The 20,945-nt window shown below is 33.8% G+C and carries 14 protein-coding genes; 13 read left to right on the plus strand and 1 reads right to left on the minus strand.

The window, feature by feature from the left end; genetic code table 11:
* The first annotated feature begins 8 nt into the window (after window positions 1-8).
* The 12 genes from EDB96_RS16175 (at window position 9) to EDB96_RS16230 (ending at window position 18,597) form a co-directional block, all read left to right on the plus strand.
* Entirely contained in the window at window positions 9-1,682 is a 1,674-nt protein-coding gene (locus EDB96_RS16175) for a RagB/SusD family nutrient uptake outer membrane protein (RefSeq protein ID WP_134141935.1), read from the plus strand.
* Window positions 1,683-1,782: 100 nt separating this feature from the next.
* Window positions 1,783-2,721 (plus strand): alpha/beta hydrolase, encoded by a 939-nt coding sequence (locus EDB96_RS16180; protein ID WP_134141936.1) that lies wholly within the window; start codon window positions 1,783-1,785, stop codon window positions 2,719-2,721.
* A 31-nt stretch (window positions 2,722-2,752) separates the two neighbouring features.
* Entirely contained in the window at window positions 2,753-3,973 is a 1,221-nt protein-coding gene (locus tag EDB96_RS16185; protein WP_134141937.1) for a glycoside hydrolase family 105 protein, read from the plus strand.
* A gap of 22 nt (window positions 3,974-3,995) precedes the next feature.
* Window positions 3,996-5,219 carry a glycoside hydrolase family 105 protein gene (locus tag EDB96_RS16190; protein WP_131726577.1) on the plus strand — a complete coding sequence of 408 codons (1,224 nt, stop codon included), beginning with the start codon at window positions 3,996-3,998 and terminating at the stop codon, window positions 5,217-5,219.
* A 278-nt stretch (window positions 5,220-5,497) separates the two neighbouring features.
* On the plus strand, window positions 5,498-7,087 hold the full coding sequence (locus EDB96_RS16195) for a glycoside hydrolase 43 family protein (RefSeq protein ID WP_134141939.1): 1,590 nt from the start codon (window positions 5,498-5,500) through the stop codon (window positions 7,085-7,087).
* A 6-nt stretch (window positions 7,088-7,093) separates the two neighbouring features.
* Entirely contained in the window at window positions 7,094-9,094 is a 2,001-nt protein-coding gene (gene pelA / locus EDB96_RS16200; RefSeq protein WP_134141941.1) for a pectate lyase, read from the plus strand.
* A 98-nt stretch (window positions 9,095-9,192) separates the two neighbouring features.
* Window positions 9,193-10,548: a glycoside hydrolase family 28 protein gene (locus EDB96_RS16205; RefSeq protein ID WP_134141943.1), complete on the plus strand. Its 1,356-nt coding sequence runs from the start codon at window positions 9,193-9,195 to the stop codon at window positions 10,546-10,548.
* A 199-nt stretch (window positions 10,549-10,747) separates the two neighbouring features.
* Window positions 10,748-11,491 (plus strand): rhamnogalacturonan acetylesterase, encoded by a 744-nt coding sequence (locus tag EDB96_RS16210; RefSeq protein ID WP_134141945.1) that lies wholly within the window; start codon window positions 10,748-10,750, stop codon window positions 11,489-11,491.
* A gap of 572 nt (window positions 11,492-12,063) precedes the next feature.
* Entirely contained in the window at window positions 12,064-15,924 is a 3,861-nt protein-coding gene (locus EDB96_RS16215) for a beta strand repeat-containing protein (RefSeq protein WP_134141947.1), read from the plus strand.
* 22 nt (window positions 15,925-15,946) lie between these two features.
* Window positions 15,947-16,333: a hypothetical protein gene (locus EDB96_RS16220; protein WP_057116173.1), complete on the plus strand. Its 387-nt coding sequence runs from the start codon at window positions 15,947-15,949 to the stop codon at window positions 16,331-16,333.
* Between the two features lie 458 nt (window positions 16,334-16,791).
* Window positions 16,792-18,114 (plus strand): glycoside hydrolase family 28 protein, encoded by a 1,323-nt coding sequence (locus EDB96_RS16225; RefSeq protein WP_134141949.1) that lies wholly within the window; start codon window positions 16,792-16,794, stop codon window positions 18,112-18,114.
* A 306-nt stretch (window positions 18,115-18,420) separates the two neighbouring features.
* Window positions 18,421-18,597 carry a histone H1 gene (locus EDB96_RS16230; protein WP_026729959.1) on the plus strand — a complete coding sequence of 59 codons (177 nt, stop codon included), beginning with the start codon at window positions 18,421-18,423 and terminating at the stop codon, window positions 18,595-18,597.
* A 151-nt stretch (window positions 18,598-18,748) separates the two neighbouring features.
* Here the strand turns inward: EDB96_RS16230 and EDB96_RS16235 are convergent, their stop codons facing one another.
* Window positions 18,749-19,468, minus strand: coding sequence for a response regulator transcription factor (locus EDB96_RS16235; RefSeq protein ID WP_243839363.1), 720 nt, complete (start codon window positions 19,466-19,468; stop codon window positions 18,749-18,751).
* A gap of 205 nt (window positions 19,469-19,673) precedes the next feature.
* On the opposite strand from EDB96_RS16235, the gene EDB96_RS16240 reads away from it, so the two are divergent.
* A complete protein-coding gene (locus EDB96_RS16240; protein WP_243839364.1) occupies window positions 19,674-20,897 on the plus strand; it encodes a serine hydrolase domain-containing protein in 1,224 nt (407 codons plus the stop codon).
* Window positions 20,898-20,945: the final 48 nt, after the last annotated feature.

Consider the following 20,945-nt stretch of genomic DNA (forward strand, 5'->3'; position numbering starts at 1 on the left):
GATATCAAATGAAAAAATTCATCATAATATTAGGAATCATTGCAGGAATCTTAAGTTCTTGCAGTAATTATATCGAAGAAGAAAGTTTGTCAAATGTTCCAGCTGATGGAACTTATAAAACAGCGGCAGGTTTTCAGTTACTAATAAACACAAACTATGCTTGGCTTAAAAGTATTTACGGAGGAAATCCATGGCTTTTTGAAGCAGGAACTGATATGTATGCAGAAGGAAGAACTCCAGAACCAGCAGGTTTGAGCCAGTATACGCTTTTAATTCCGTCCTCAGACAATGTTGCCGATTTGTACAGACCTTGTTATCAGTTAATTCAATCAGTGAATAAAGCAATTTATTATTCAACTGTGACCGAGCAAACTTCTAATTTAAATACGCTTTTAGGTGAAGCTAGATTTTTAAGAGCTCAGGCTTATTTTCTATTAGTTCAAACTTATGGTGGTGTGCCAATTGTAAGCGAGAATATTACAAGCCCAGTTTTATCTTTTACAAGAAACAGTGCAGAAGAAGTATACGAACAAATTATTTCAGATTTAGATTTTGCTTTAGCTAATGTTGGAACTGCTGCTTACAGCACATCTGGAAAAGTCAACAAAAGAGCTGTAAACGATTTATTAGCAAAAGTATATTTAACAAGAGGATATGAAACTTTTGGTAAAGCGGATGATTTTTCAAAAGCTGCCGCTTATGCCGATGCTGCAATCGCAGGACAGACTTTAGCTATCGCTTTCGATCAGCTATTTAAACCAGGAAATGATTTAAATGCAGAAACGATTTTTTCTGTACAGTACGACAAAGCTTCAACTAGTACAGATCCGACGAAATTGGGTAACAACCAGTTTTACTATTTCAGTTCTTATTTAGGAGGGGCAGAAACTGGAGCGCCACTAAGAAGTTACAATTTATGTCCTACAGATTATGCACTAGGTTTATACGAAAAAGGTGATGCAAGATGGAATGCTACTTTTATGACAGAAATTTTAGAAGGGCCTGAAACAACAAACGGCGTTACAAAAACTATTTTATATTATCCGTATTACAGAAGTTCAAACCCAGCTTCATTAAAAGTGAGACATTTTTACGAGCCAAAATGGTTTACTCCAGCAGATAAAACAGCTTGGATGGCAGCAAATGCTTCTAGGTTAGCTTCAACATTTGTGTACCATCCTTGGGGAGAATACTCTGCAGCACATACGTTAATTAAAAACTTAGACTGCTACACTATTCCAGTTAAGAAATTTGATGATCCCGACCCAACTACTCCTTCTAGCACAGGACCTGTAAGTACAAGAGATATCATTGTAGCAAGATTGGGAGAAACTTATCTTGTAGCTGCTGAAGCCTATTTAAAAGCTGGAAATCCGGGAACTGGATTAGATCGTTTAAACGAAGTGCGCAGAAGAGCAGGAGTAGCCAATGCAACTTTAGCTCAATTTAATATCGACTATATCTTAGACGAAAGAGGAAGAGAGTTATTAGGAGAATACAAACGCTGGTTCGATTTAAAGCGTACTGGAACTTTGGTAGCGAGAGCTTCAGCTCATAATTATAAAATAAAAGAAGCAAATTTTGTTGGTGTTGACGGCAAACTTAAAATTTTAAGACCAATACCACAATCTGCTTTAGATTTAAACCAAAATAAAGATTTTCCTCAAAATCCTGGTTATTAGTAATTTTTTTAGTTTTTTGAGAATATTGTTTTTTTGAAGTAGTTAAGAAAGAGTTTGACTATTTGTCAAGCTCTTTCCTTAACTTAAATTAAGAATTGAAATGCAGAAAGTGAGATTAATTTTAATAGTATTTTTTTATGTAATTGCAGTTCAAAGCCAGCAGTACAAGATTGATACGTCTTATACAATTAAAAGCACTTTTACTAAATTGATTAAGAAATATCCTTTTATCACAATTCCAGAAATTAAGCCCAATCCAGACGTTACAGAAATGTTTGATTTGGTTTATAATAAGGAACAAGATAGGACATTGCATTTTGATGCATTTGTAAATACCAAAAATAAAAAGAATCCAGTCGTAATAATGATTCATGGCGGAGGATGGAGATCTGGAAATAAAAACCAAATGCAGTTTTTAGGAAAAGAGATCGCATCAAAAGGGTATTCTTGTTTTGCCATAGAATATAGGTTGTCGCTGGAAGCCAAATATCCAAGGGGTGTAATTGATGTAAAAAATGCAATCAGATTTATAAAAGACAATGCAGGGAAATTTAATGTAGATCCTAATAAAATTGCGGTTTTAGGCTGTTCGTCAGGAGGTCAAATGGCAGCTTTAATAGGAACAACAAATGAAAATCCGATTTTTGAAGATAAAACTTTTAAAAGTAAACATTCATCAAAAGTTAATGCGATTGTCGATGTAGATGGAGTATTAGCATTCAAACATCCAGAATCATCAGAAGGAGATATGGCTGCCTTTTGGCTTGGCGGAAAATCAGATGAAACTCCAGAAAACTGGAAAAATGCCTCTGCATTAACTCATACCGATAAAAATACACCGCCGATATTATACATCTGCAGCAGCATTCCGAGATTCCATGCAGGACGCAATGATATGATTAAAATTTTGAATGAGAATAAAATCTATAATGAAGTGCAGACAATTCCAGATTCGCCGCATTCGTTTTGGTTTTACGAACCTTGGTTTGGACAAACAGTTTCGTACACCGTACGATTTTTAGATAAAATTTTTAAGTAATTTAGAATAAAAATGAAAACCAATACAAACTATGCATAAATCTCTTTCTAAAAAGATTACTATAAAAACCGTAATTATTTTACTGCTTATTTTCGGTTGGAAAAGTATGGCTCAGGATCAAAACGATTCAGAAAAAGCTGTTGTTCCTTACGATTTAAAATGGTCCGAAAGAACTGCAATTACCATTTTAAACAAATATCCACAGGCGTGGCAGCTCGACGGAAACGAAAAACCAAAATGGGATTATAAAATGGGATTTGTATTGTCTGGTTTTGAGAAATTATATCAAAAAACAAACAACAAAAAGTATCTGAATTATATCAAAGAGTATGTTGATGGAATGATTGACAGCACTGGAAATATTAAAAAATACGATATCAAAGAATACAATATTGATTATTTAAATCCGGGAAAACTGCTTTTCAATTTATATGACATTACAAAAGATTCCCGCTATTTACAAATTATTGGAAAGCTGCGAAATCAGCTGGAAACACAGCCAAGAACAGCGAGCGGAGGATTTTGGCACAAGCAGATTTATCCAAACCAAATGTGGATTGATGGTTTGTATATGGCAGAACCTTTTTATACGCAGTTTACGGTTAAATATGAAAAGGGAAAAAGTTTAGACGACATCGCTAAACAATTTGAATTGGTTCATAATCATATTGTAGATAAAAAAACAGGTTTAGTTTATCATGCTTGGGATGAAAGTAAAGAAATTGCTTGGGCAGATAAACAAACAGGAGCTTCGCCAACGATTTGGGGACGTGGAATAGGATGGTACATGGTTGCACTGGTTGAAACCTTAGATTATTTTCCGAAATCACATCCAAAGTATAAAGTTTTGGTAGAATATTTGAATCAGATTTCAAAGAATGTAAATCAGTACAAAAGTGAATCTGGATTATGGTATCAAGTAGCAGATAAACCAGAACTGTTTGGAAATTATGTTGAACCATCAGCTTCAGGAATGATTATTTATGCTTTTGCTAAGGGCGCTAATAAAGGCTATTTACCCAGCAGTTATAAATCGACAGCTAAAAAATCATTTGACAGTTTTGTAAAAGAATTTGTAAAAGTCGATAAAAAAGGAGAAATAAATATTCTGAATGTTTCTTCGAATGTAGGTTTAGGAGGAAAACCTTTTCGAGACGGAACCAACCAATATTACCTCACGGCAAAACCAAAAGAAAATGGCGCAATAGGCATAGGAGCATTTTTATTGGCCGCAATAGAATTAGAAAAATAAAAGAATTTAAATATATTTTGAAATGAAAAATACTAGAAAACAAAGTTATTTGATGTCGGTTTTAATGATCTGCGTTATGACATTTACAAGTTGTAAAGTAACTTCTCAAGAACCAGCAAAAAAAGATATTGTAATAGGAAAGAATGCGAAGTGGTCAGATAAAATGGCATTAACTTTAATGAAACGCCATCCAGAAGCATATATGCTGGACGATGCTAAAAAACCAAAATGGGATTATGTACATGCTTTAGTTTTACATTCTATCGAAGAATTATACAAAAAAAATCCAGATACTAGATACAAAGCTTACGTAAGAGGTTACGTAGATGAGTTGGTTCAAGCTGATGGAACTATTAATACATACGAATTTGATAAATACAATATTGACTTAGTGTTGCCAGGACGTCTTCTTTTTGATGTTTATGAGTCTTCAAAAGAAGATAAATACTTAAAAGCAATGCAGTTAATTCGTAAACAGCTTACAGAACAGCCAAGAACACAAAGTGGAGGATTTTGGCACAAGCAAATCTATCCAAATCAAATGTGGTTAGACGGTTTGTATATGGGAGAGCCATTCTACGCAGAATATACTGCTAAATTTGAAAACGGAAAAAGCTTTGATGATATAGCCAAACAATTTGAATTAATTCAGCTTCACGCGACAGATCCAAAAACAGGATTGTTATACCACGGATGGGATGAAAGCAAGCAAATGCCTTGGGCAGATAAACAAACAGGAAATTCTCCAAATTTTTGGTCTAGATCATTAGGATGGTACGTAATGGCTTTGGTTGATGTTTTAGATTATATGCCAAAAGATCATCCAAAACAAAAAGAATTGGTGAAATATCTAAACAATGTTTCGGAAGCATTACTTAAATTTCAGGATAAATCTGGTTTGTGGTATCAAGTTACAGACAAAGTTGATGGAAAAGGAAATTATTTAGAGGCCTCTGGTTCGGCTATGTTTTCATACGCTTTTGCGAAAGGAGCAAACAAAGGATATTTACCAGCTAAATTTAAAAAATCAGCCAATAAAGCTTTTGACGGATTAACTAAAGTTTTAATCAAAAAAGTAGATGAAGATGGCGGAATCACTTTAACAAACTGCTGCCAAGTTGCAGGTTTGGGAGGAACTCCATATCGTGATGGATCTTACGAATATTATGTAAACGAAAGAAAAAAAGACAACGATCCTAAAGCTACAGGACCTTTTATTTTAGCAGCTTTGGAGTTGAATCGATAATTGTTAATGGTTAATTGTTAATTGTTAATGGTTGATTGTTAATGGTTGATTGTTAATGGTTGATTGTTAATGGTTGATTGTTAATGGTTGATTGTTGATTTTTAATTATTAATTGTTAATGATTGATGGTTGAATTTAATTGAATACTTGGAGTAGAAATTTTTGTTTTCTGGAGCGAATTCGAAAGGTCGCATGAAGCTCTGCTAAGAATAATAAATAGAATCCTGACAGGTTTTTAAAACCTGTTAGGATTTCTTTGAAAGACAATACTTTTAAAAATGAAAAATATAAAAATCATCACTTTTCTTCTTATAGTTTTTTCTTTACAGAAGAATAGTGCGCAAGTCTGGGTGCCTGATAATGGAGATGGAACTTATACAAATCCAATCATTCATGCCGATTATTCAGATCCAGATGTTGTTCGCGCAGGCGATGATTATTATATGACAGCTTCATCGTTTAACTGTAATCCGGGATTACCAATTTTACATTCTAAAGATTTGGTGAACTGGAAAATTGTTGGATATGCACTTACCAAACAGCCGCCCTTTGAAACATACAATAAAGTACAGCACGGAAATGGGGTTTGGGCGCCCAGCATTACTTATCACAATAATGAATTTTATATTTATTATCCAGATCCAGATTTTGGAATTTATATGATTAAAGCCAAAAAAGCAGAGGGACCTTGGTCTGAACCGCTTTTAGTAAAAGCCGGTACAGGATTAATAGATCCGAGTCCGCTTTGGGATAATGATGGTAAAGCTTATTTAGTTCATGCTTTTGCGGGAAGCCGTGCGCAGATTAAGAGTTTACTGGTAATCTGCACCATGAATTGGGAAGGTACAATTGTGAATAATGACGAAGTAATGGTAATTGATGGGCATGCTGGTGAAGAAACAATAGAAGGACCAAAATTTTACAAACGAAATAATTACTATTACATTTTTGCACCAGCTGGCGGTGTTCCTACAGGCTGGCAGACTGTTTTAAGATCTAAAAATGTTTTTGGACCTTATGAAAAGAAAAAGGTTCTGGAACAAGGATCGACAACTATAAACGGTCCGCATCAAGGCGCTTGGGTAACAACTCCAACAGGCGAAGATTGGTTTTTTCATTTTCAGGATAAGGGTGCTTACGGACGAATTGTTCATTTACAGCCAATGAAATGGATAAACGACTGGCCAGTTATGGGAGAAGATTTTGATAAAAACGGAATTGGAGAACCAGTTACCACTTATAAAAAGCCAAATGTAGGAAAGAAATATTCAATCGAAATTCCAGCAACTTCAGATGAGTTTAACGAGCCAAAATTAGGATTGCAATGGCAGTGGCAGGCCAATAAACAAATCAATTGGGGATTTCCAACAAGTTTGGGATACTTTAATTTGTTTTGCAATACCACGACGACAAACATTTTTAATGCTCCAAATTTATTACTGCAAAAATTTCCGGCAGAAGAATTTACAGCAACTACTAAACTAACTTTTAATGCTAGGTTAAATGGCGAATCTACAGGATTAATCATTATGGGATTGGATTACAGTTATCTCTGTTTTAAAAACGATAACGGAAAATTATACCTGAATCAGAAAACTGGAACTTTTGCTGATTCAGTCTCACAAACCGAAACAAAACCCATATCAATAGAAAGCAATACCATTTACCTTAAAGTAAAAATTAAAAAGGGCGGAATCTGCAGTTTCTTCTATAGTTTAGATGATAAAAATTATCAAGTTATAGGAAATGAATTTACAGCAAGAGAAGGAAAATGGATTGGCGCTAAAGTTGGTCTTTTTGCTTTAGGTGAAGAGGTGAAAAATGATTCTGGAAATGTTGAAGTAGATTGGTTTAGAGTAACGAAATAACAAGAAATGATGCAGTTAAAAAAACAAATACTATTTTTTTTATGTCTTTGCAGTGTTGCTGTAAATTCTCAGAATACTTATAAAAACTGGTCTGAAATTATTCGTAAGAGTGATGCAGCTTGGTTTGCTTCGGCGGATGCCAAAAGAATAGCAGAAAACGTTCTACTGTACCAAAGAGATATTGGTGGCTGGCTAAAAAACATACAAATGCAGCAAGAGCTGACTGAAAAGCAAAAGAAGGACCTAATAGCGCTTAAAAAAACAGCCGTAGAAACCACTACAGACAATGGAGCAACTTGCCAGGAAATGCTTTTTATGTCAAAAATGTATGCTCAGGTAAAAGACGAACGTTATAAGGAGTCTTTCTTAAAAGGATTAAATTATTTGCTAGAAGGCCAATATGAAAATGGAGGCTGGCCTCAATTTTATCCCTTAAAAAAAGGATATTATACGCATATTACCTACAATGATGATTCGATGGTTAATATTCTAAATGTAATAAAATCGGTGGCTGATGAAACCAATTATTACAGTATTAAACCTTCAAAAGAAGTTGTTGAAAAATGCAAAAAAGCATTTGATAAAGGAATCGACTGTATCTTAAAAACACAATACAAACAAAATGGAGTTTTAACAGCATGGTGCGCTCAGCATGACGAAATTACTTTGGCCCCAGCAAATGCAAGAGCTTTTGAATTGGCTTCTTTAAGCGGTTATGAATCGGCAAAAATTGTATTGCTTTTAATGTCTTTAGAAAAGCCGTCAGCAGAAGTTGTGACTGCAGTAAAAAGTGCTGTCGCTTGGTTCGAAAAAACTAAAATTACCAATTTAGAAGAAAAAAGAGTCTTAAACGATGCAGGAAAAATTGTAGACAAAAAAATGATTCCTGCAACAAATGCATCACCAATTTGGGCAAGATTTATGGATTTGGAAACCAACGAACCTTTCTTTTGCGATCGTGACGGAATAAAAAAGAAGTCGATTGATCAAATTGGAGCAGAAAGACGAAACGGTTATTCATGGTATTCTGATGCGCCAAAAGAAGTTTTAAAAAGATTTCCAGATTGGGCAGTAAAAAACGGGACAAAAGTTTCGGCTTCAGAAAAGAAAAATGTCACCCTAATTACAGTGGCACAAGATGGTTCTGGAGATTTTACAAAAATTCAGGATGCAGTATATGCGTGTCCAGCGTTCCCTTATGAAAAAGTTACTATTTATGTAAAAAATGGAACTTACAACGAAAAAGTCCGTATACCAGAATGGAACACGAATGTAATTTTAAAAGGCGAAAGCAAAGAAAATACAATTATTACTTTTGATGATAACTTTTCTAAAATTAGTTTAGGTCGAAACAGCACCTTTTATACGTATACAGTTTTAGTTGAAGGAGACGATTTTTCGGCATCCAATTTAACGATTAAAAATACTTCAGGAGAACACGGACAAGCTATTGCATTATCTGTTGTGGCAAATCGAGCGAAAATTTCCAATTGTAACCTTTTAGGAAATCAAGACACTTTGTATTTATCAGGAAAAGAAGCAAAGCAGTATTTTAAAGATTGTTATATAGAAGGAACAACCGATTTTATTTTTGGAAGCGCGACAGCTTTATTTGAAAATTGTATTATACATAGTATTAAAAGTTCGTACATAACTGCAGCTTCAACTCCAGAAGGAACTGCTTTTGGTTTCGTTTTCAAAAATTGCAAACTAACGGCAAATCCTGAGGCGAAAGATGTTTACCTGGGAAGACCATGGCGTATTTATGCCAAAACGGTTTTTATTAATTGTGAAATGGGTAAACAAATTAAAGCAGAAGGCTGGGAAAATTGGGCAAAACCAGAAGCAGAAAAAAAGGCCTTTTATGCAGAATACAATTGTAAAGGTGAAGGTTTTCAACCGTCGCAAAGAGTGAAATGGTCGCATCAACTTTCTAAAAAAGAAGCAGATCAGTATTCAATAGAAAATATTCTAAAAGACAAGATCTTGAATTGGTATTTGAGGTAGAGTTTTCAGTCTCGGTCTCAGTTTGAAAACTGTGACTGAAAACGGCGACTGCGACTGAAAACTGAAAACTGAAAAACAGCTATTAAAACTATAAAAAAATGAATTCTAAATACTTATTTCTCCTATTTTTTACCTGGGTTTCTTTTTCCCAAAACAGTGATTTCCCTTCAGAAAGAGTAGATTCTATAGTGAAAAGAATTCAGCTGCCCGTTATTCCTGCTTATCAGATAAATGTGTTGAAACTTGGTGCAAAAGGCGATTCAATTACGGATAACAAAAAAGTTTTTGATAAAGCCATGGCTTTGTGTAAAAAAAATAACGGTGGGACAATTATTGTTCCTAAAGGAATTTATAAGATCAACGGCCCAATTCATTTTGTCAGCAATGTGAATTTAAAAATTGAGAAAGGCGCAAAAATTAAATTCAGTGATAATCCAAAAGATTATTTGCCATTAGTTTTAACCAGCTGGGAAGGAACAATGCTCTACAATTACAGTCCGTTAATTTACGCTAATAACTGTACCAATATAGCCTTGACAGGAGAAGGAATCATTGATGGTGAAGGCGGAAAAATATGGAAAACTTTTAAAGCAAAAGAAGGCGAAGGAAAAAACCGCAGCCGTGAAATGAATCATAACAATAATCCAATTTCAGAAAGGAAATTTGGAGAAGGCTATTTTTTAAGACCGCAAATGATTCAGTTTTTGAATTGCAAGAATATTTTAGTAGAAAACATTCGAATCGAAAATTCGCCATTCTGGTGTCTGCATCTTTTAAAATCAGAAAGCATTACGATTAGAGGAATCAGTTATAAATCATTGAATCATAATAATGACGGAATCGATCCAGAATATGCAAAAAATGTTTTAATTGAAAATGTGAACTTTGATAATGGTGATGATAATGTTGCCATAAAAGCGGGACGAGATCATGAAGGAAGGGCCAATGCAGCAACACCAAGTGAAAATATTGTAATTAGAAATTGTAATTTCAAAGGACTGCATGGTGTCGTTATTGGCAGCGAAATGTCTGCTGGTGTTCGGAATGTTTTTGTTGAAAATTGTAAAACAGCAGGTTATCTTAAAAGAGGAATTTATCTGAAAACCAATGCAGACAGGGGAGGTTATATTAAAGATATTTTTGTGAGAAATATAAAACTCGATGAAGTAGAAGACTGTCTTTACATTACAGCCAATTATCACGGAGAAGGTAAAGGCTTTCAATCGGATATATCAAATGTACATTTTTCTGATATTACCTGTAACAAAGCTTCAGAGTCGGGAATTGTAATTCAGGGTTTTCCAGATAAAAAAATTAGGAACATATCTTTAAAGAATATTGAAATCAAATCGGCAAAAAATGCGTTGTCAAACGAGAATGCAGAAAATGTTCTAATGACAGATGTTTTTATTGGGCAAAGAGCTGGTGTGCCGTCGGCGGTTTCAAAAAATTAGTTTTTTTTTGAAGGTTCAAAGGTTCAAAGGTTCAGAGTGACAAAGGTTTTCTGTAGAGACGCACAGCAGTGGACGTACGTGAAGAGTATCCGAAAAAATCTGGTCTGTCGGTAAAAGTGAAAGTACTTTTACGATTAAGAAGGTCTTCGACTACACTCAGACTGACAATTCCAAAACAATTAACATTAACAAAAATAAAATGAAAAAATATATACTATTAACGTTTTTAATAACCACATTTTGTTTTGCTCAAAAAACAGCAGTTTATTGTATTGGAGATTCTACAATGGCTAATAAAAAAGATCCAGATCGTAATCCAGAACATGGATGGGCGCAGGTGTTACAGCCATTTTTCAATGATAATATAGTTGTAATAAATAAAGCTGTAAATGGAAGAAGTACTAAAAGTTTTATTAATGAAAAACGCTGGGATTCTATTTATAAAAAATTAAAAAAGGGGGATTACGTTTTAATAGAATTTGGACATAATGACGAAAAAATAGAAGATTCCACTCGTTACACTAATCCTCATACAAGTTACCGCTATAATCTAATTCGCTTTGTAAAGGAAAGCAGGGAAAAAGGAGCTATACCCATATTATTGACTTCAATTGCCAGACGTAATTTTAATGAGAAAGGTGTATTAGTTCCCACTCATGGAGACTATCCTTTTGAAACAAGATTAGTGGCGCAGGAATACAAAGTACCATTTATTGATTTGGAGTACTATACAGAATTACTGGAGCAATCTTATGGTCCAGAAAGATCAAAACAATTGCATTTACATTATAAAGCTGGTGAAAATCCTTATTACGATAAAGATAAGGCAGATGATACACATCTTTCTTTAAAAGGTGCTACCGCAATAGCTCAAATTGCTGTAGAACAAATAAGACTTTTAAATGACTCATCAATTGATAAACTTAAAAAGGGAATAAAGTAATTTTTACGTTAGCAACTATATGTGAAAAGAGAGAACTTTGGTTCTCTCTTTTTTTATAAACTTTTTTTAATCTTTTTTAGTGTTAAAATTTTATTAATATGCTGAAATTGAGTACTTTTATGTTTTAAAAATAAAAAACTATTAATTTTGGTTATAAATCCTTAGTAAGATTATTCACTCTTGTTCTATAGCCATTACTACAAGCCTACACTTAGAGAGCTATATTTTTTTATTACGCCAGTATCTTTTTTATAAATAATTTTAAAAATTATTGTTTAACTATTTGTAATTAAGTCTTTTTAATTATTCCTTAGTTGGTGTTGCGTTTATTTGTATTATCTAGGAAATCTTTGCTCCTAAATAAATTTCTTTTCCTATAACTTTTTAAACTTTTAAAGGTAATTGGAAAATTTAACCAGCTAAGAACTTATGTTTGTTTTATAAGTATTTGTAAATGATTAAAATATAAGATTTTTTAATTATGAAATAGTTGTTTTAAAAACAGCATATCTTTTATCCTTAACAAAAGATATTGTGTTCAAAGTAAGTCTGTTTAATTAATTAGAACAATTATGAAGTCAAAAATTACTTTACTAATATTTTTAATGATTTTGCCGGTAATGAGTTTCATGAATAATGAGGCTTTTGCTCAAACTGTTTCAGGCGTTCCGAGCAATACAGGTTGTTTTAACAGCGGAATTATTACTGCTAGCAATACAGGTTTGGGAGCTACACCGCAATATCAATTATTAAAAGCAGGGGTTGTAGTTGCTCCAGTTTCTGGAGATCCTACACAATTTACAAACAATAATGTTTTTACAGGATTAAGTTCGGGAGTTTACGTTGTAAGTGCTCGGGCAACCGCTGGCGGCACTGTATTCTCCAGCGCTAACATTACAGTTACTGATGGCTATACCGCTATGAATGTTGCTACGCCAACAAAAGTGGCAGATTGTGTGGGAGGAACAACTTCGTTGACCTCGACAGTAACAGCTGGAAAAGCACCTTATACTTATACTATTGCAACCCAGGCTGCTCCAGGTGTGATTTTACAGAATAGTGGACCAATTAGTGCAACTACTTTTACTTTTAATCCGTTAGGAGTGAGTAACTATTTAGTAAGCGTGACTGATGACTGCGGACAAACTATCACAGGAGCAACATCTATTTCTAATCCGACTGTAACAGTAAATGATTTTAAATTAGGAAGTTTAGCTTATCCTAGTTTTAATACTACAAATAACTGTTCTACGCCTCTAAATGTTATTAATGAATTATTATTTCAATATACAGCCAATAGTACGACTATTTCACCAAGTGATGCTGCAAGATTTAGCTGGAAAATATTGTATCAGGGACAGTTGTACGGTCAGGATACAAACGCTGATGGATATAGCGATGTGGGTGGAGCGGGCTATTCTCCATTGCTTAATACTGTTAGACTTCCATTAATTGCGACAAAAGCAGGTGTATTAGCTGAAATTGCAAGTGCATCTATGAAAGTTGTATTAAGTGACAATTGTGGTAATACCAAAGAATTTAATGTAACCCAATATAATAGTGGAGGTACGATGGGGCCAACAAATTGTGCAGGCGCAGGATTAATTAGGGCGGTACCTAATAGGTTGAGCTGTTTTCCTTTGAATGTTACATTTACTAATATTGCAAATCCTTCAGATATTGTTACAACCACAATTAATAGTACCGCACAGCTAATTACAGGCTTTACCGCAGGAGCAACTTATCATGTAACGTATATAGATGCACAGGGCAGCACAACAAGAAGTTTCGATACACTTCCTGTATCTCAAAATATATCTATTCCCGCGGCTTCTACATTTACAATTAATCAGGTTTTAACAGGGGTTCAGCAAAATTTGAACGCGTTAGGTTACGGAAGATTAATTCTAACGGTATCTCCTGTTCAGGCGGGAGACATAATAAATTATACGGTTACATCTTCAGATAATCCTTTAGTTCCTGTCGGATATACAAGCAGCACACCTTTAAATCCAACATCAGGAAGTGCTACATTACCAAGAGTAAATGCCTCAGATCCTTTAGATTATTGGCCATCTGGTCATTATACTTTAGATATGACTATTCCTTGTGGTACAAGAACCATAAATGCTACAGTTTCAGGTTATAATGCTACTTTAAATGGAAATACAATTACTCCAGTTTGTGGAGGATTTAATTACGTAATGAATGGAAATTTTGATAGTGTAAGCGCTTATCAGGTTATTATTGTTTCTGGTCCGTCAAGTGTGGGCCAAGTTAGAGATTTAGCAAGTAATACTGCGTCACTTCCTTTTAACGGATTAAGTTATGGTACTTATGTTTTTGGTTTACGAATAAAAGGAGGAACCGTTAATGTTCTTACTCAAACTTTGACTTATGATTCTAATAATGTTATTAGTGTAAATAAAACCAATACTGGTGGTTATGTTTGCAGCAGTGGTGCGACTAATGGAACTTTAACTATTGTAGCAACATCAAATTCACCTGCCCCTGGAAATGTTTTGGAATACGCTCTTAGTACAGATGGCGGAACTAATTTCAGTGCTTATCAAAGTGCTAATACTTTTCCTGGTTTGACTGATAATACCTATTTTTTTAGAATTAAAGACGGTTGTGGAAACGTCATAACTCAATCTGCACAAATAGGTGTGGCGGCAGCTCCAACTGCAACCGCTAATAATATTTCAAGTCCAGCAACATTTTGTAATTTAGGTACAGGCACATTACAATTAGATATAGATACGGTGGGAGCAATTTCATATTTATGGACTGGTCCGGGAATCACTCCAGCTAATGAAACACTTAAAAGTCCTCTAGTAAATTATTCTGCTCTATTAGTTGGAAACAATAATTATACTTGTTCGGTAACTTTTGGTCCGCCATGCAGCAGTACTACAGTTTCAAACTTAACAGTCGTCATTACAGCTCTTCCTAATCTTGTGATCACAGATCCAGCAGCTGTCTGCTTTCCAAATACAGTAAATATTACGGCGCCTGAAATAACTGCTGGAAGTGAAGCAGGGATGACATATTCTTATTTTACAGATGCACAGGGGACGGATCCAATAGTTGATCCTACAATTATTGATGTTAGCGGTACTTATTATATAAAAGGTACTAACGCTACTTGTAGTAATATACAGCCTGTAACGGTTATTATTAATCCATTGCCTGTTGCAGGAATATCTTATACAAGTACACCATATTGTCAAACAGGTACAGCAATTGTAACTCAAACAGGTGTAACAGGAGGAATTTACAGTGGAGATACGGGTTTAATTATTGATGCTGCCACAGGAACAATAGATTTAGCTGGTTCGACTTTAGGAAGTCATATAGTTACTTATAGTTTTACAGATGGTACCTGTTCTAGTACAGACATTGCACAAATAGAAATAAATGAATTACCAACTGCAACAATTGCTTACTCAAGTACTCCATATTGCAATAGAGGTACAGCCGTTGTAACTCAAACAGGTGAAGCAGGCGGCACTTATAGTGGAGATACTGGTCTAATTATTGATCCAGCTACTGGAACGATAGATTTAGCACTTTCTACAGTTGGAACTCATACGGTTACTTACAATTTTAGTAATCCAACCTGTTCAGGAACAACAACTGCAAGTATCACGATAAATGCAACAGTAGTCCCATCAGCTTTAGCAGATGTTATAGGACAATGTGAGGTAACACCAATTGCCCCAACAATTACAGATCCTTGTGCAGGAACAATTACTGCAGTAACAACAACTTTATTTCCGATTACAACTCAAGGAACAATTGTGGTTACCTGGACTTTTGATTATGGAAATGGTTATACTCAAACAGCCACTCAAAATGTAATAATAGATGATACTTTAGGACCAGTTATGCCAATTTTAGCAGATGTTATAGGTCAGTGTGAAGCAACACCAACAGTACCTATAGCTACAGATGCATGTACAGGTACAATTACAGGAGTAACAACAACTTCATTTCCGATAACAGCAAAAGGTACAACTATTGTTTTGTGGACATTTGATGATGGAAATGGGAATATATCATTTGCAAATCAAAATGTTATTATAACAGATACTTTAGGACCAGTCGTGCCAGTATTAGCAGATGTAACAGCAGAATGTTCAGCAACACCTTTAACACCAACTACTACAGATAATTGTGATAGTGGAGTAATAACTGGTACAACTTCTACTATTTTTCCAATAACAACACAAGGAACAACTGTAGTTACTTGGAACTTTACAGATAGTTCAGGAAATACATCAACAGCGACTCAAAATGTTATTATTGATGATACGACTGCGCCGAGTGCTCCTTTATTGGCAGATGTAATAGGACAATGCGATGCAACACCTGCAGCACCAACAGCATTAGATGCCTGTACAGGAACTATAACAGGAACAACTACTTGATAATAAAGGTGTTTTTCTAAAAATGTTTAAAAGAAAATTTAAAGATGAGTTTGAGTTTTCAGAAAAATCTTTTTTTGGAAATAATGAAGAGGAAGAAGCAAAGCAGTATGATCGAATTGTTTACGTTGTACATACGCGAGAAGAATTACTAGGATTTCTTCAAGAAAATAAAACAACAAATGTATTAGTTTGTTTATTTAATAAACAGTTTTATCCAAGTTTGGCTTTTTTAGTAAATAACGTGGTTTTGTTTGATGAATCCAAAACGAGTCGGGAAATTTTCAAAGAACTGCAAACTTTTTTTAAAAGCAAACTGGATTTTAAAAACGAAAGAATTTCCTTCTCGGGATCAAAATTATTACAGACAAAGGCAGATGATTATTTTAAAGCCATGTATTTTTTAATGTAATTAGTTTATTTTTTTTATATTTTTTTCGTGCACACATTTTGATTATGACTTGATTTAAAGTTGTGCATTTTATGCAGGATAAATATTGTTCTTTATCCTGCATTTTTTTTTGCTATCCTGAAATCTTTCTAACAAAGTTTTTTATTTGAGGTGTTATAATGACAATTAAAACCCTTAAATTGTTCTAAAAAATAAAAATCAGATAGAATGAAAAAAACAATGTCAATTTATCTTCCAATTACTTAATTATCTAAAAAAGCGATTTTGATAAAAAGGGAGCGTCTCGGAAAGATTAATTAGAAAAATATTTATTCTATTTTGATAAAGAAATTAGCTATTATGCGATTGTAGCTTGGTAATTAAGTGCGAATAAAGATTTAAATATTAGGTTAGCGAAACAGCTTTCGCCCAAAATAAAAGTTGAAAACAATAATTAACCGGTAAAAAATGTTTTTGAAATGAGAAATAATCTTTTAATGCTATTTATTATAGGAGTATTTAATTTCTCTTTTTCACAGCAGCAAACAGAAAATTTTCCTGATGGAACTCCAATAGCTAACTGGTTTAAAGAACATCAAAAATTAAAGCTTGAAAATTTAGGAAAGCAATATGTAATTACAAATTTTGGAGTTAAAAACGATAGTACTTTACTTCAAACCAAAACTATACAAGCTGTTATCGATAAAGCATCGGAGAACGGAGGCGGCGTGATTGTGATTCCGCAAGGTGTGTTTTTAAGCGGTGCTTTATTTTTTAAACCACAAACAGTTTTGCATTTGGCAAAAGACGCAGTTTTAAAAGGTTCTGATACTATCGCAGATTATCCAATAATGCCCTCGCGTATGGAAGGACAGAACTTAGATTATTTTCCTGCTTTGATTAATGCCTATGGAGTGGATTATTTTTCTATTTCTGGCGAAGGCACAATAAATGGAAACGGAAAAAAGTTTTGGGAAGCTTTTTGGAAAAGACGCAGTGAAAATCCAGATTGTACAAATCTTGAGGTTTCAAGGCCAAGATTGGTTTTTGTTTGGAACTCTAATAATGTACAGTTTCAAGAGGTAAAAATGGTCAATTCTGGTTTTTGGACGAATCATTTTTATAAATGTAAGAATGTAAAACTGCTCGGACTTCATATTTTTTCACCGCACGTTGGCATCAAAGCGCCAAGTACAGATGCCGTCGATCTCGATGTTTGCGAAAATGTTTTGATAAAAGACTGCTACATGTCTGTTAATGATGATGCAGTTGCTTTAAAAGGCGGCAAAGGACCTTATGCGGAACAAGATAAAAATAACGGACCCAACAAAAATATTATAATTGAAGACTGTACTTTTGGGTTTTGTCATTCGGCTTTGACAAATGGGAGTGAAGCGATTCATAACCGTAATGTTATATTTCGGAACAGTAAAGTCGATGGAGCTTCAAGATTGCTTTGGCTAAAAATGCGCCCAGACACTCCACAGCGGTATGAATACATTTTGGTTGAAAATATAAAAGGTGAAGCCGAAACTGGTTTGGCAATTTTTGCTTGGCGACAATTTTATGATTTAAAAGGTCGTGCAGATATTCCTTTGTCTTATGGCGATCATATTACTTTGAGAAACATTGATCTTAAGTGCAGTAATTTTTACGGAGTAGAAAAAGATCCCAATGTTCGCTTGACTAATTTTAAATTTGAAAATTTAAATATAGAAACTGTAAAAACTAAGTTTGATAAAAGCATTATCGACGGTGTTATTTTAAAAAATGTATACATCAATAAGATGCTGACCGAGTAAAATTTCCTTTTTTTGAGTAATTTTTCCACTTTTAAGGCATACAACACAGCGTTCTCTGCTATATTTTCATACATTTTTTTAGTAGAACAAAAGCTATGTACAAAGCTTCAAAAGGATCATGATTATTTTGTTTTGTAAATAAGTATTTGATTGCTAGTCTTTTGTGTTTGCTGTGTTTTTGCAAAATTGTGAGGTCAATTTATTGTAAAGAAAATGAATGAAAAACTGCATTAAATTTAACAGCAATTTTGTTGTAACTATCACACAAACTTTTATTTTTGTGGCTTAATTTAACAATATATAAGCATGAAAGATTTATTAGTAAAAATCAACGCCGAAATTGACACATTTAAAGCAGAAGCTGAATCTTTAACTGAAAAAGGAATTAAAGCAGCAGGTCCAAGAGCACGTAAAGCGACTTTAGAAATTGAAAAACTTTTAAAAGAGTTCAGAAAAGTTTCTATCGAAGAATCAAAAAAATAATACAATTAAACCCCATCATCAGATGGGGTTTTTTTATGGTTTTTGTTTCGTTGAAAATTAAGAATTAAGAATTAAGATACTTAGATACTTTTTAATTTCAGAAAAAAACTCTAAGCCTCTGTTCCACTGTCACTTTGCACCTCAAAAAAGACTATATCCACTTCAATTTTGCAGCAAGCGTACATGCCTCAGCAGTATTATTAACTTTCATTTTTTCCAGAATGTTTTGCCTATGGCGGCTTACAGTATTAATACTTATAAATAAAAGAGAAGCAATTTCTTTACTTTGTTTTCCTTTTTGGAGCATTTTTAGAATTTCTTTTTCCCTAGCCGAAAGAAAAGAGGTATTGCTAGTTATATTTTCCTCCACAATATTTCCGTTTGCTGTATTCATAATGGCTCCTTCATATTGAAGAGCTAGAGAAAAATCAAAATTATAAAGACAAAGAGCCAATTCTACATCTTCATATTGATTTGAAAAATAAAACATTTTGTGCACGAGAGACTTTCCAGACGTTTCATCATTCATTCTCAGTTTGCTAGTGATACAAAAGTCCTTTCTTTCCTCAATAGAAACCGTTTTTATAAACTGAAAAAAATGGAGTTCCAAAAGATATTTTTGCAATACATCGTCAGAATTCAATTTGCCAAAAAGTTCATCTTCCCATATACTTTCTATTTCCTGGACTTGATCTTTCTTAAAAATTCCTAGTTCATCGGTAATTTTACCAGAATAGATATAACTTTTGTTATTATATAAATCGCTTAGCACCGCAATGCCGTTTTCTAAATTAGCAAAATTCTGCGCAATTTTTTGAAACGCTTTTAAATCTTGCGTAGGATGTAAGCTATGCGAGTTTTTTTGCTCCAAAAGCTGTTTGCTCAAATCATCTTTTATGCTTCTCATAAAAATGGTTATTTATCAGTATTGTCTTATGCTTTAACAGCTAATATATTTGTGTGATTATAGGACTGAAATATAGTAAAAAATGGTTTTTAAATTAATTATAAAATTCTTAGTCATTTTATTTGATTTATTGTCAAGTTGTTTTGCTTGAGTGTATTACTCAAAAAAAATGATAAAAGCAGCATTAATTAGTAACACTGAATACATCTTAATCATGAAAAATCTTTTTCTTGTTATTTTTTTTATAAATATAATTTCTGTTCAAGGACAAAATCCGGTCATTAAAAGACTTGATGGAAGCACAATTTCTGCTGATAGTTTGACCGTTGCAATTGAAAACCTTATGGGTAAAGCCGATGTAAAAGGATTAGCTATTTCTGTTTTTAATGCTAAAAAACCTGTTTATATGAAAACTTTTGGTTTTAGTAATATCGAAACAAAAAAGAAATTAGAATTGCAGACAAATCTTTATGGAGCCTCTTTTAGTAAAGCTGTATTTGCTGTTTTGGTTATGAAATTGGTTGAAGAAGGCGTAATAACCTTAGACAAACCACTTCAAGATTATCTTCCAAAACCCATTTATGAATATGATTTTAAAGTATGGCATGAAGATTTTAAAGAATTAAAATCGTATCCTGAATACAAAAAGATAACGGCAAGAATGTGCCTAGATCATACATCGGGTTTGCCTAACTGGCGCTGGTTTGAAACAGATGAAAAGCTTAAAGTTAAGTTTGAACCTGGAAGCCGATACAGTTATTCGGGTGAAGGGCTTACATATCTTCAGGTAGTATTAGAGAAAATTACAGGAAAACCTTTGGAAGAACTGGCTCAGGATAAAATATTTAAACCGCTTGGGATGAATTATTCAAGCTACCGCTGGCAGGATAAATTTGAGAAAGATTTTGCCTACGGATATGATAACGATGGAAAGGTTCAGGAAAAAGATAAAGACAACGCGCCAAGAGGAGCGGGAACACTTGAAACTACGATAGAAGATTACAGTAAATTTATAACCGCTATTTTGAACAAAAAAATACTAAAAGACAAGTCGTATAAAGAAATGTTTAGTCCGCAGATTCGTATTCGCTCCAAAAATCAGTTTGGGCCAGGAGCATTAGAAGACGGGAATTGGAATGACAAAACGGAGCTTTCGTATGGGCTGGGCTGGGGAATAGTAAAATCACCTTACGGATATGGAGCCTTTAAAGAAGGACAGGGTTCAGGTTTTCAGAATTATAGTATTGTTTTTCAGGATAAAGGAATTGCAATGCTGATAATGTCTAATAACTATTCGACAGGGAAAATAATAAAATATTTGCTAGAAATAGGAATCAAAGATACTTACACACCCTGGGAGTGGGATCAATATATTCCGTATGATAAAAAGTAAGTTTCTGAGATACTAAGTTTCTAAGAAAAAAACTCAGCATCTCAGAAC

The organism is Flavobacterium sp. S87F.05.LMB.W.Kidney.N (assembly GCF_004366435.1).
Classification (GTDB): domain Bacteria; phylum Bacteroidota; class Bacteroidia; order Flavobacteriales; family Flavobacteriaceae; genus Flavobacterium.